The organism is Corynebacterium sp. CQ3829_602738, from assembly GCF_054478435.1.
Map to the genome: position 1 here is coordinate 1,957,941 of NZ_CM137003.1, position 12,648 is coordinate 1,970,588.

At 65.1% G+C, this 12,648-nt stretch carries 12 protein-coding genes; 4 read left to right on the forward strand and 8 right to left on the reverse strand.

The window, feature by feature from the left end; translation table 11 throughout:
* Positions 1-58 precede the first annotated feature (58 nt).
* Together ACX1NL_RS09455 and ACX1NL_RS09460 are read left to right on the forward strand one after the other, a co-directional pair.
* Entirely contained in the window at positions 59-1,405 is a 1,347-nt protein-coding gene (locus ACX1NL_RS09455; RefSeq protein ID WP_458898007.1) for a nicotinate phosphoribosyltransferase, read from the forward strand.
* Positions 1,406-1,408: 3 nt separating this feature from the next.
* A complete protein-coding gene (locus ACX1NL_RS09460; RefSeq protein WP_458898008.1) occupies positions 1,409-3,373 on the forward strand; it encodes an ATP-dependent DNA helicase in 1,965 nt (654 codons plus the stop codon).
* Here the strand turns inward: ACX1NL_RS09460 and ACX1NL_RS09465 are convergent.
* The 3 genes from ACX1NL_RS09465 to nrdF all read right to left on the reverse strand — a co-directional run bounded on the left by ACX1NL_RS09465 (position 3,363) and on the right by nrdF (position 7,134).
* Positions 3,363-4,103 carry a peptidyl-tRNA hydrolase gene (locus ACX1NL_RS09465; RefSeq protein WP_448230386.1) on the reverse strand — a complete coding sequence of 247 codons (741 nt, stop codon included), beginning with the start codon at positions 4,101-4,103 and terminating at the stop codon, positions 3,363-3,365. The two genes, ACX1NL_RS09460 and ACX1NL_RS09465, sit on opposite strands and share 11 nt — an antisense overlap.
* A gap of 70 nt (positions 4,104-4,173) precedes the next feature.
* Positions 4,174-5,877: an aa3-type cytochrome oxidase subunit I gene (gene ctaD, locus ACX1NL_RS09470; protein WP_269511327.1), complete on the reverse strand. Its 1,704-nt coding sequence runs from the start codon at positions 5,875-5,877 to the stop codon at positions 4,174-4,176.
* 267 nt (positions 5,878-6,144) lie between these two features.
* Positions 6,145-7,134 carry a class 1b ribonucleoside-diphosphate reductase subunit beta gene (nrdF, locus tag ACX1NL_RS09475; RefSeq protein ID WP_284872609.1) on the reverse strand — a complete coding sequence of 330 codons (990 nt, stop codon included), beginning with the start codon at positions 7,132-7,134 and terminating at the stop codon, positions 6,145-6,147.
* Between the two features lie 152 nt (positions 7,135-7,286).
* On the opposite strand from nrdF, the gene ACX1NL_RS09480 reads away from it, so the two are divergent.
* Positions 7,287-8,000, forward strand: coding sequence for a FadR/GntR family transcriptional regulator (locus tag ACX1NL_RS09480; RefSeq protein ID WP_239307510.1), 714 nt, complete (start codon positions 7,287-7,289; stop codon positions 7,998-8,000).
* Positions 8,001-8,095: 95 nt separating this feature from the next.
* Here the strand turns inward: ACX1NL_RS09480 and nrdE are convergent, their stop codons facing one another.
* The 4 genes from nrdE to ykgO form a co-directional block, all read right to left on the reverse strand.
* Entirely contained in the window at positions 8,096-10,261 is a 2,166-nt protein-coding gene (nrdE, locus tag ACX1NL_RS09485; protein WP_239307509.1) for a class 1b ribonucleoside-diphosphate reductase subunit alpha, read from the reverse strand.
* Positions 10,262-10,271: 10 nt separating this feature from the next.
* Positions 10,272-10,793, reverse strand: coding sequence for a class Ib ribonucleoside-diphosphate reductase assembly flavoprotein NrdI (nrdI, locus tag ACX1NL_RS09490; RefSeq protein ID WP_239307508.1), 522 nt, complete (start codon positions 10,791-10,793; stop codon positions 10,272-10,274).
* 84 nt (positions 10,794-10,877) lie between these two features.
* On the reverse strand, positions 10,878-11,108 hold the full coding sequence (nrdH, locus tag ACX1NL_RS09495) for a glutaredoxin-like protein NrdH (RefSeq protein WP_070475768.1): 231 nt from the start codon (positions 11,106-11,108) through the stop codon (positions 10,878-10,880).
* A 296-nt stretch (positions 11,109-11,404) separates the two neighbouring features.
* Positions 11,405-11,527 carry a type B 50S ribosomal protein L36 gene (gene ykgO, locus ACX1NL_RS09500; RefSeq protein WP_005288826.1) on the reverse strand — a complete coding sequence of 41 codons (123 nt, stop codon included), beginning with the start codon at positions 11,525-11,527 and terminating at the stop codon, positions 11,405-11,407.
* A gap of 114 nt (positions 11,528-11,641) precedes the next feature.
* Here ykgO and nadE point away from each other — a divergent pair, with 114 nt between their 5' ends.
* Entirely contained in the window at positions 11,642-12,466 is an 825-nt protein-coding gene (gene nadE / locus ACX1NL_RS09505; protein ID WP_181888998.1) for an ammonia-dependent NAD(+) synthetase, read from the forward strand.
* Here nadE and ACX1NL_RS09510 read toward each other — a convergent pair.
* Positions 12,463-12,648, reverse strand: coding sequence for a hypothetical protein (locus tag ACX1NL_RS09510; RefSeq protein ID WP_181888999.1), 186 nt, complete (start codon positions 12,646-12,648; stop codon positions 12,463-12,465). The genes nadE and ACX1NL_RS09510 overlap by 4 nt on opposite strands.

Here is a 12,648-nt window from a genome sequence, read left to right on the forward strand (position 1 = left end):
TGAGGAAAACATGTGCACCACCTTACCTTCTCGTACCAGCAGGGTACGCTGTCTCACCATGAACGACACTCCCACCCACTCCACCGGCACGCGCGGCTCCACCGCGTTTTTCACGGACATGTACGAGCTGACCATGCTCGACGCCGCCATCAAGGACGGCACCGCGCAGCGCGACTGCATCTTCGAGGTCTTCGGCCGCCGCATGCCCAACGAGCGCCGCTACGGCGTAGTCGCCGGCACCGAGCGGGTGCTCGACGCGATCACCAAGTTCCGCTTCACCCAAGACCAGCTGGACTCCGCCGACTTCCTCTCCCCCGAGGCGCGCGAGTACCTGGAAAACTACAAGTTCTCCGGGCACATCGACGGCTACCGCGAAGGCGAGCTGTACTTCCCGTACTCGCCGATCATGACGGTGCGCGGCACGTTCGCGGAGTGCGTGATCCTGGAGACGGTCCTTTTGTCCATCCTCAACGCCGATTCCGCTGTCGCATCGGCGGCGTCGCGCATGGTCTCTGCCGCGGACGGGCGCCCGATTATCGAGATGGGTTCGCGCCGCACCAACGAGCAGGCCGCCGTCTCCGCCGCGCGCGCGACCTACATCGCCGGCTTCAACGCCACCTCCAACATGGAGGCCTCCCTGCGCTACGGCATCCCCGCCTCCGGCACCTCCGCCCACTCCTGGACGCTGCTGCACGTGGACGAGGACGGCAACCCGGACGAGAAGGCCGCGTTCAAGGGCCAGATCGACTCCCTCGGCGTGGACACCACGCTGTTGGTGGACACCTACGACATCACCAAGGGCGTGGAAAACGCGCTCGAGGTTGCCGGCACCGAGCTGGGTGCGGTGCGCATCGACTCCGGCGACCTGGGCATCGTCTCTAGGCGTGTGCGCAAGCAGCTGGACGAGGCCGGGGCGTTTAACACCCGCATCATCGTCTCGTCTGACCTGGACGAGTTCGCCATCGCCGGCCTGCGCGGCGACCCAGTGGACGGCTTCGGTGTGGGCACCTCCGTGGTCACCGGCTCCGGCGCCCCCACCGCGGGCCTGGTGTACAAGCTGGTGGAGGTGGACGGCCACCCGGTGGCCAAGCGCTCCTCCGGCAAGGTCACCTACGGCGGCGGCAAGTCCGCGCTTCGCGCCTACCGCTCCTCCGGCGTGGCGGTCGGCGAGGTGATCCACCCGCTCGGTGTGGACGTGCCGCGCAAAACGAACCTGGAGTACCGCGAGATGACGGTGCCGCTGATCCGCGACGGCGAAATCGTGGAAGGCCAGCCGGGCATTGAGGAGATCCGCGAGCTGCACGCGGCCGCCCGCAAGACGCTGCCGTGGGAGGGCCTGGCGCTGTCGCGCGGCGAGGTGGCCATCCCGACGAAGTTCGTCGGCTTCCCGGAGCCCACCGAGTAGGCCGTGGCTGCAGACGAACCACTCACCCAGTCCACCACCGACCTGCTCGCCGCCGCGGTCGAGTCCCTCGGCGGGTCGCGCCGCCCCGGCCAGGTCAAGTTGGCCGAGGCGGTGACTAAGGCTCTCGACACCGAGCGCCACCTGGCGGTGCAGGCGGGCACGGGCACCGGCAAGTCCCTGGCCTACCTCGTCCCCGCCATCCGGCACGCCCAGGCGCACGGGACCACGGTGGTGGTGTCGACGGCGACGATCGCGTTGCAGCGGCAGCTCGTCGATAGGGATCTGCCCCGTCTGGCGGACGCGCTCGAGCCGCTGCTGCCCGAGCGCCCCACCTTTGCCATCCAAAAGGGCCGCAACAACTACCTGTGCAAGCACAAATTAATGCTTGATAGCGCACCCGCGGAATCCCTCATCGAGGAAGAGGACCTGTCCTGGCTGGGCAAGCACGTCAAGCGCGTGGCCGAGTGGGCGCAGGACACCGAAACCGGCGACCGCGACGACCTGGTCCCCGGCGTGCCGGACATGGCCTGGCGGCAGGTGTCCGTGACCTCCAACGAGTGCCTCGGCGCGACCCGCTGCCCGCACGGCGAGGAGTGCTTCGCGGAGCTCGCGCGCGAGCGCACCAAGGACGTGGACATCGTGGTGACCAACCACGCACTTTTGGCTATCGACGCACTCGCGGACGTGGCCGTGCTGCCCGAGCACGACGCCGTGATCATCGACGAGGCTCACGAGCTCGACGGCCGCATCACCTCCGTGGCCACCAACGAGATCTCCGCGCGCGCCCTGGCGATGGCGGCCCGCCGCGCCGGCAAGCTGGGCGCGGAGCGCGACACGCTCGAAGGCGTCATCGACGACTTCACCGCCGCCATCGACCTGGAGGCCCCGGGGCGCTGGGAGGTCATCTCCGAGCCGGCCCGCGGCGCCTTCGCCGCGCTTCGCGACGCCCTGTGGAAGACCCGCACCGCCATCTCTGATGCCCCACCCGGCGAGTCCGAAAACGACCCGGAGAAGTTCGCCGAACGCGCGAACCTGCGCAACCACTTAGAGGACCTGCACGACGCGGTGGTGCGCATCCTCGAGGTCTTCGACGAGCCGGACCCCGCGAAGCACTCGGACGTGGTGTGGCTGACCCGCTCTGAGCGCTACGGCGACTCCGTTTCGGTCGCTCCCCTGTCGGTGGCGGGCCTGTTGCACGAGCGGCTCTTCGGTGAGAAGACGGTCGTGCTCACTTCTGCCACGTTGACCGTGGGCGGCAACTTCAACGCCATGGCGGCCGCCTGGGGCCTGCCGCAGGGCACCTGGGACTCGCTGGACGCCGGCACGCCGTTCGACCCGCGCAAATCCGGCATCCTCTACACCGCCCGCCACCTGCCCACCCCGGGCCGCGACGGGCTGTCCGCGGAGACATTAGACGAGATCGCGGAACTGATCACCGCCGCCGGCGGGCGCACCCTCGGTTTATTCTCCTCCCGCCGCGCCGCGGAGCAGGCCGCAGAGGCCATGCGGGCGCGCCTGCCCTTCGACATCCTGCTCCAAGGCGAGGACTCCACCGGTACGCTGGTGGACACCTTCGCCAAAAACGAGAACTCCTGCCTGTTCGGCACGCTCACCCTCTGGCAGGGCGTGGACGTGCCGGGCAGCGCCTGCTCGCTGGTGATCATCGACCGCATCCCCTTCCCCCGCCCCGACGATCCCCTCCTGCAGGCCCGCTCCAACGCAGCCGACGCGGCGGGCCGCTCCGGGTTCATGGAGGTCTCCGCCACGCACGCCTCCCTGCTCATGGCGCAGGGGGCGGGCAGACTTTTGCGGTCTGTCGACGACCGCGGGGTCGTCGCCGTGCTAGACAACCGGTTGGTGACCAAACGCTACGGCTCGTTCATCCGCCGCAGCCTCCCGGCGTTCTGGGACACCACAGACGCGGAAGTCGTGCGCGGGGCGTTGCGGAGGCTCGTCGCTAAGCAATAGCGAGCGCTGTGGTGGAGCCGGGCGCGACCTCCGTGAACCCGGCGTCGCGCACCGCCACCGCCTCGGGGCGCGCGGCGAGCTCCGCGAACTCCTCGCGGGGCAGCTCGCGCACGTCCAGCGGGAAGCCCGCCTCGGCCCACTGCTGCGCCCAGGCGGTGTCGCGCGCGGCCGCGAGCAGCATCGAGGCGTGGCCGGCCTGGGCCGCTGCCTTGCCCGCGGACATGTGCAGCGACGCGTCGAGCGCGATCAGCGGCACGTGCGGGTCGCGCGGGAGCACCTCCCCCGGCTCGATGTCCGTGCCCTTGATCTGCAGCTTCGCAATCGCGTGCGGTACGTCTGCAACCGCCGAGGGGACGAAGGCGCGCACGTTGCCGACGGTGACGCCGGGCAGCGCCTGCACGTCGTCCCAGGCCTTGTTGCGGGCGCGGCGGGCCACTTTGCGGATGCGGTGGGAGTACCAGGCGTCTAAGGCCTCGCGCCAAAACCCGTCCTCTCCGGCACGCGGGTCGAGGCACACGGCCACGGCGGCACGGGCGGCGTCTGCAAGCACCTGGTTTCGGCTGGGCGGGTCCTGTTTGGGCAGGTTGATGGCCATCTGCATCGCCTGCACCGTCTGCGGGTCGTCCGGGTCCTCGCTGCGGGCTTTGTAGTCGCCCGAGACGCGCTCCGTAAGGAGTTGGTGGGCGGCGGCGATCATCTGCTCAGTCACCGGGGTCAGGGTACTCCTCATTGCGTTGGGCCTGAAACGACGAAAACCCCCGCCGAAGCGGGGGTTCGTTCAGGAGGCCGGTGTCCGGCGACTACTTGGAGTCGCGGTGGCCGGTGTGCGCCTCGCGGCGCAGGGTCTCCACCATGTGCGGGTAGTGCAGCTCGAACGCCGGGCGCTCGGAGCGGATACGCGGCAGGGCGGTGAAGTTGTGGCGCGGCGGCGGGCAGGAGGTTGCCCACTCCAGGGAGTTGCCGTAGCCCCACGGATCGTCGACGGTGACGATCTCGCCGTAGCGCCAGGACTTGAACACGTTCCAGATGAACGGCAGGAAGCCGATGCCCAGGATGAACGCGCCAACCGTGGAGACCTGGTTCAGCAGCGTGAAGCCGTCGGTGTCCAGGTAGTCAGCGTAGCGGCGCGGCATGCCCATGTTGCCCAGCCAGTGCTGGACCAGGAAGGTCATGTTGAAGCCGACAACGGTGAACCAGAAGTGGATCTTGCCCAGCTTCTCGTCCAGCATGCGGCCGGTCATCTTCGGGAACCAGAAGTACACGCCAGCGGTGGAGGCGAACACCACGGTGCCGAACAGGGTGTAGTGGAAGTGCGCAACCACGAAGTAGGAGTCGTGCAGGTGGAAGTCCAGCGGCGGGGACGCCAGCATGATGCCGGTCAGGCCGCCGAAGAGGAAGGTGAACAGGAAGCCCACGGCCCACAGCATCGGGGTCTCGAACGTGAGGTGGCCGTTCCACATCGTGCCCAGCCAGTTGAAGAACTTCACACCGGTCGGGACCGAGATGAGGAAGGTCATGAAGGAGAAGAACGGCAGCAGGATCGCGCCGGTGGCGAACATGTGGTGCGCCCACACAGCCATGGACAGGCCGGCAATTGCCAGCGTTGCGAAGATCAGGCCGATGTAGCCGAAGACCGGCTTGCGGGAGAACACCGGGACGATCTCAGAGATCACGCCGAAGAACGGCAGCGCCAGGACGTACACCTCGGGGTGGCCGAAGAACCAGAACAGGTGCTGCCACAGGATCGTGCCGCCGTTGGCGGTGTCGTAGATGTGGCCGCCCAGCAGACGGTCGTAGAGCACACCCATCGCCGCAGCGGTCAGCAGCGGGAAGATCATCAGGGCGATGATGGAGGTGACGAAGATGGTCCAGGTGAACGCCGGCAGACGGAACATGGTCATGCCCGGCGCACGCATCGTCAGCACGGTGGTGAGCATGTTCACCGCGGAGGCGATGGTGCCCACACCGGTGGCGCCCACGCCGACAACCCAGAGGTTGGCGGAGACGGACGGGGTGTGCACAGCGTCAGCCAGCGGCATATACATGGTCCAACCGAAGTCGGCCGCGCCACCCGGGGTGACGAAACCGAGGAGCATGGCGACAACGCCGACGGTGGTCACCCAGAAGCCGAACGCGTTCAGACGCGGGAAGGCCACGTCCGGCGCGCCGATCTGCAGCGGCAGCACGTAGTTGGCGAAGCCCCAGACGATCGGGGTACCGAACGCCAGCAGCATCACGGTGCCGTGCATGGTGAACAGCTGGTTGAACTGCTCGTTGGACAGGAACTGCAGGCCCGGGCTGAACAGCTCGGTGCGGATAAGCAGTGCCATCAGGCCGGCCACGAAGAACCAGACGAAGGACATGATGATGTACATGATGCCCAGTTCTTTGTGGTCAGTCGTGGTGAGTTGCTTGTAAATCTTCGAGCCCTTACGAGCGTTGCCCGTCGGCTCGGGGCGTGTCGGCGGGACGTAATTATCCAGCCGCGGTGCCACAGCGGTCATCTGATCCTCCTGACTACGGCACCTACACCCCGTCCAGCTCACGCCAGAATGGGCACAGATGCCACGAGTGATACCGGATCAGCATAACGTTCTGCACATTGATTTTCCAGCCTCCCGCAATGCTGCCCCCGTGCGGGGTCAGCGCCGGCGACGGCCAGTCCGGGCTGTTACTGGTGAGGCGCAAGGGACCTAGACGGGAGGCAAGAAAAATCCCCGGCTCGCAAGCGCGAACCGGGGACCACCGAAGGTGCGTCGTAAAGCTTGTGCTTAGAAGTCCCAGTCGTCGTCCTGGGTGTCCTCCGCGCGGCCGATGACGTAGGAGGAGCCGGAGCCGGAGAAGAAGTCGTGGTTCTCGTCCGCGTTCGGCGACAGCGACGCCAGGATCGCCGGCGACACCTTCGTCTCATCCACCGGGAACAGGCCCTCGTAGCCGAGGTTGTTCAGCGCCTTGTTGGCGTTGTAGCGCAGGAAGCGTTTCACGTCCTCGGTCCAGCCGAGCGCGTCGTAGATGTCCTCGGTGTACTGGTTCTCGTTCTCGTAGAGGTCGTAGAGCAGCTCGAAGGCGTAGTCCTTCAGCTCCTCCTTGCGCTCCTCGGACTCGTTTCGCAGCGCCACCTGGTACTTGTAGCCGATGTAGTAGCCGTGCACCGCCTCGTCGCGGATGATCAGGCGGATGATGTCCGCGGTGTTGGTCAGCTTGGAGTGCACCGACCAGTTCAGCGGCAGATAAAAGCCCGAGTAGAACAGGAAGGACTCCAGCATCACGGAGGCGATCTTGCGCTTGAGCGGATCGTCGCCCTCGTAGTAGCTCAGGATGATCTTCGCCTTGCGCTGCAGGTACTCGTTCTCCTCGGACCAGCGGAACGCGTCGTTAATCGCGGGCGTGTCCGCAAGAGTCATGAAGATGTTGGAGTAGGACTTCGCGTGCACCGACTCCATGAACGCGATGTTGGTCAGCACCGCCTCCTCGTGCAGCGAGTTCGCATCCGGCAGCAGCGACACCGCGCCGACGGTGCCCTGGATGGTGTCCAGCAGCGTCAGGCCGGTGAACACGCGCATGGTCGCCTGCTTTTCCTCGTCGTTGAGGGTGTTCCAGCTCGGGATGTCGTTGGACACCGGGATCTTCTCCGGAAGCCAGAAGTTGCCGGTCAGGCGATCCCACACTTCAAGGTCCTTGTCGTCCGGGACGCTATTCCAGTTAATAGCCTTCACGGGCTTTTCGTGGGACTCGAGGTAACGCGCGTAATCGTCAGTCATGGCGACCATCCTACTTCGGTGTCAAACACTGCGGGAGTCGTCCTGCGCCCCGTGCGTGAACCGCCCGCACGCAATGCATTAATGCTCTGTCCGCATGACATAAACTACTCGCAGATTGCTGCAATACATCATCTTTTAAAGGAGGTCGCGCCGTGACTACAAGCGGTCATCGGTCCTCTCAACCCCTGCTTTCCTCGATTCTGGACACGCTCGGCGAAGACATCGTCTCGGGCCGGCAGCCGGAGGGGCACACGTTCACGCTCCACGACTTGTCGGAGCGCTTCGGCATCTCCCGCACCGTGGCACGTGAGGCGATGCGCGCACTGGAGCAACTGGGGTTGGTCTCCTCCTCGCGCCGCGTGGGTTTGAAAGTGCTGCCGCAAAGCGAGTGGAACGTCTTCGACCACTCCATCATTTCCTGGCGGCTGCGCAGCGAGGAGCAACGTCCGGCGCAGTTGGCGTCGCTGCGGGAGCTTCGCGACGCCATCGAGCCAGCCGCCGCCCGCCTAGCCGCCACCAACACGTCCCGCGAGCAGGCGCGCCGGCTGTGCCAGCTGGCGGACCAGATTGTGGAGCTGGCAGGACAAGACGCCGGCAACTCCGAGGCGTTCCAGGAAGCGGACCTGGAGTTCCACGGCCTGATGCTCGAGGCGTCCGGCAACGAGATGTTCGTGGCGCTGACCCCGCCGATCATGGACATCATGTCCGGCCGCGCGCTCTACGGCATCATGCCGGACGACCCGCACGTGGACACCATGCAGATCCACGTGGATCTCGCCCAGGCCATTTCCTCCGGCGACGCGGATGCAGCAGAAGATGCTTCTCGACGTCTCCTCCGCGGCGTCAACGATTTCATGGAGATGTAACTCTCCCCGCGCCTTGCAAACGAAAACCGCTGACGTGCTAGTTGCCCAAAAACGGAACTAGCACGTCAGCGGTTTTCGTCGAGAAGCACGCTCACCTACAGCATGCAGGAGACGCAGCCCTCGATCTCGGTGCCTTCCAGCGCCATCTGCCGCAGGCGGATGTAGTACAGGGTCTTGACACCCTTCTTCCACGCGTAGATCTGCGCGCGGTTGATGTCGCGGGTGGTCACCGTGTCCTTGAAGAACAGGGTCAACGACAGGCCCTGGTCGACGTACTTCGTGGCCACCGCGTAGGTGTCGATGATCTTCTCGTAGCCGATCTCGTAGGCGTCCTTGAAGTAGTCGATGTTCTCGTTGTCCATGTGCGGCGCCGGGTAGTAGACGCGGCCGATCTTGCCTTCCTTACGGATCTCAATCTTGGAGGCGATCGGGTGGATCGAGGACGTGGAGTTGTTGATGTAGGAGATCGAGCCGGTCGGCGGCACCGCCTGCAGGTAGCGGTTGTAGATGCCGTCGCGGGCGACGTCCTCCTTCAGCTGCGCCCACTCCTCCGCCGTCGGTACGGCAATGTCGGAGTTGGCGAACAGCTCCTTGACCTTATCGGTCTTCGGCTGGAAGTCCGCCGGGTCGTAGCGGTCGAAGAATTCGCCGGTGGCGTACTCGGACTTGGCAAAGTCCGCGAACGCGGTGCCCTTCTCCACTGCGATCTTGTGGGAGGCGCGCAGGCACTGGTACATCACGGCGGCGAAGTAGGCGTTGGTGAAGTCCAGGCCTTCCTCGGAGCCGTACTCGATGTGCTCGCGGCCGAGGTAGCCGTGCAGGTTCATCTGCCCCAGGCCGATGGCGTGGGAGGCGTCGTTGCCGTCGCGCACCGGCGGCACGGAGTCGATGGAGGTCTTGTCCGCCACGGCGGTCAGCGCGCGGATGGCGGACTCGACGGTGCGGGCGAAGTTGTCGGAGTCCATGGCCATCGCGATGTTCAGCGAGCCGAGGTTGCAGGAAATGTCGTGGCCGGTCTCGGCGTAGGTCAGGTCGTCGTTGAGCACGGACGGCGAGTTGACCTGGAGGATCTCCGAGCACAGGTTGGACATGTTGATGCGGCCGGTTTTCACCGGGTTCGCGCGGTTGGCCGTGTCCTCGAACATGATGTACGGGTAGCCGGACTCGAACTGGATCTCGGCGATGGTCTGGAAGAACGCGCGCGCGGAGATCTTGGACTTGCGGATGCGCGGGTCCTCCACCATCTCCTCGTACTTCTCGGTCACGGAGATGTCCGCGAACGGCACGCCGTAGACGCGCTCGACGTCGTACGGGGAGAACAGGTACATGTCGTCGTTGCGCTTGGCCAGCTCGAAGGTGATGTCCGGGATGACGATGCCGAGCGAGAGGGTCTTGATGCGGATCTTCTCGTCCGCGTTCTCGCGCTTGGTGTCCAAGAAGCGCATGATGTCCGGGTGGTGTGCGTTGAGGTACACCGCGCCGGCGCCCTGGCGCGCGCCGAGCTGGTTGGCGTAGGAGAAGGAGTCTTCCAAAAGCTTCATCACGGGGATGACGCCGGAGGACTGATTCTCGATGTGCTTGATCGGCGCGCCGGACTCGCGGATGTTGCTCAGCAGCAGCGCGACGCCGCCGCCGCGCTTGGACAGCTGCAGCGAGGAGTTGATGGCGCGGCCGATGGACTCCATGTTGTCCTCGATGCGCAGCAGGAAGCAGGACACCAGCTCGCCGCGCTGCGCCTTTCCGGCGTTCAAGAACGTCGGGGTGGCTGGCTGGAAGCGGCCGGTCATGATTTCGTCCACGAGCGCGAATGCGAGCTCCTCGTTGCCGTCGGCGAGGAAGAGCGCCGTCATGGCCACGCGGTCTTCGAAGCGCTCGAGGTAGCGGCGTCCGTCGAAGGTTTTCAGCGTGTAGGAGGTGTAGTACTTGTACGCGCCGAGGAAGGACTTGAAGCGGAACTTGTAGGAGTACGCGCGCTTGAACGTGTCCTTAATAAAGGTCCAGTCGTACTTCTCAATGGTGTCAGGCTCGTAGTACTTGTTGGTGACCAGGTAGTCGATCTTTTCTTCCAGGTCGTGGAAGTAGACGGTGTTCTGGTTGACGTGCTGGAGGAAGAACTGGTTGGCGGCCTCGCGGTCCTTGTCAAACTGGATCTGGCCGTTTTCGTCGTAGAGGTTCAAAAGCGCGTTGAGCGCGTGGTAATCCAGCTGGTCGCTTGTATTGACCGGCTCCGGGACATTCTTACCGACAGTCTGGGTAGTCACATCGCGTCCTTCATCGTGTTCTTGAGTATTTACCGGCGTATTTTTCACGCAGTTTTGCCAAGCGCTCGGATTCGTCCGGAGCATCTTGCCTATCGACGACCTCCGGTCCCCCACGCAGCCCCAACCTTCCAGCGTTCTGGATCAGTTGGCGGCGCACGTGCGCAACGTCCTCGGCCAAGCCCATGAGCTCGAACCGGTACAAGTACGGGACCTTACACTTGTCGGCGATAACCTTCCCGGCAAGGCAGTAATCTGCCCCGAAGTTGGAATTGCCTGCGGCGATGACACCCCGGATCAGGCTCCGGTTGCCTTCGTTGTTGAGGAAGCGGATCACTTGCCCCGGCACCGGCCGCGAGTTGCCGCCGCTCACGCTCGCCCCGCCGCCGTATGTGGGGCAGATGAGCACGTACGGCTCGTCGACGGTGAGTTCCGGGTCGCTCCTGCGCAACGGGATGCGCTGGGACGGGAGGCCAAGCTTCTCCACAAACCGCTTCGTGTTTTCCGTCGCGGAAGAGAAGTAGACCACCAGCATGGACGCCGCCTTTCTTCGTGTTGAGTTTTAGTTGTTCGGCGCCGCCCGCCCTATCCCCGCGCTGCGGCGGGGTGGACCGCCGAGTTAGGCAGCCGCTGCGAGGCCCTTGATGCGGTCCGGGCGGAAGCCGGACCAGTGCTCGCCGTTCGCCTCCACGACCGGCGCCTGCACGTAGCCGAGGGCCATGACGTAGTCGCGGGCCTCCTCGTCCATGGAGATGTCGACCGTGGTGAACTCAAGGCCGGCCTTGGTCAGGGCCTTCTCGGTTGCCTTGCACTGCATGCAGGCCGGCTTGCTGTAAACGGTGATCGACATAGTTCTTCAGGCTCTTTCTGTGCGGGTCTTCGACTGGGATTCGACAGGGAATCGACGGGGTTTTCTCGCTTCCCCGGATCCCCCGGGGCAACACCAAGAGACACTATACCTTGGGGGAAACTTCGGCAACTGCTACTACATGTAGTAGTTACACGGGTGGTATTCCCAGGATAGGGCCAGCAAATCACCTACATGTAGTTAAAACATGGACGGCCATCTGCTCCCACGGGTGTAATTTGGCGGAAAATTACAGCAAAAAGCCCCGCCACCAAACGGTGACGGGGCAGGATTCGCGCTTAGCCCTGGCGAGCCTTGAAACGGGGATCCTTCTTGTTGATCACGTAAACCTTGCCGTGGCGACGCACAACCTGGGCGCCCGGCTTGTTCTTCAGCGACCGAAGCGACTTGCGGACCTTCATCGGGCGCTCCTTTCTGCTCGGATTACCTGCAATTAGCGACCAACGGCGGGCTGCCGGGTCGCAACACGGGGGTAAATGTTACACATCGGACGCGCTGAATCAAAACCTCCTACCATGAGCGCCATGCAGTCAGACATCATCGCCGCCCTCGGCGTGGCACCGACCATCGACCCGGACACCGAAATCACCCGGCGCGTGCAGTTCCTGGTGGACTACCTGGACGCCACCGGCGCGAAGGGATACGTGCTGGGCATCTCCGGCGGGCAGGACTCCACGCTCGCCGGGCGCCTGGCGCAGCTGGCGGTGGAGCAGCGCCGCGCGGACGGCAACGACGCGAAGTTCGTGGCGGTGCGGCTGCCCCACGGCGTGCAGGCCGACGAGGACGACGCGCAGCTGGCCCTGCAGTTCATCCAGCCCGACGAGACGGTCACGGTGGACATTGAGCCAGCCACCACCGCCATGGCGGGTGCTGTGGCGGAGGCGCTAGAAACGGGCAGTCTCGGCGACTTCAATAAGGGCAACGTCAAGGCGCGCATGCGCATGATCGCCCAGTACGCCATCGCCGGCGAGCGCGGCCTGCTGGTGGTGGGCACGGACCACGCGGCGGAGAACGTCACCGGGTTCTTCACCAAACACGGCGACGGCGCCGCGGACCTCGTTCCGCTGGCCGGGCTGAACAAGCGCCAGGGCGCGGCGCTGCTGGGCCACCTGGACGCGGATCCCCGCCTGTGGGAGAAGGTCCCCACCGCGGACCTGGAGGAAGACCGCCCCGCGCTTCCCGACGAAGACGCGCTCGGCATCACCTACGCCCACATCGACGACTACCTGGAGGGCAAGCAGATCCCGCAAGAGGCCGCCGAGCACCTCGAGCACCTGTGGCGCATCGGCCAGCACAAGCGCCACCTGCCGCCGGGCCCGAACGACACCTGGTGGCGCTAGAGCAGGTCGCGGAGCTCCGCCATCACTCGTACCAGGCAGTCCTCACCGCGCTCCTCCTCGAGCCAATCCTCCAGAGTGAAGTCGAGTTGGATGGGTTCCCAGGTCACTTCGAAGGGTTTGCCCCTCTGCTCCAGGAGCCCGAGTTCCTCGAGCCTGTCTAGCGAATTTTCTGCATTCCCCAT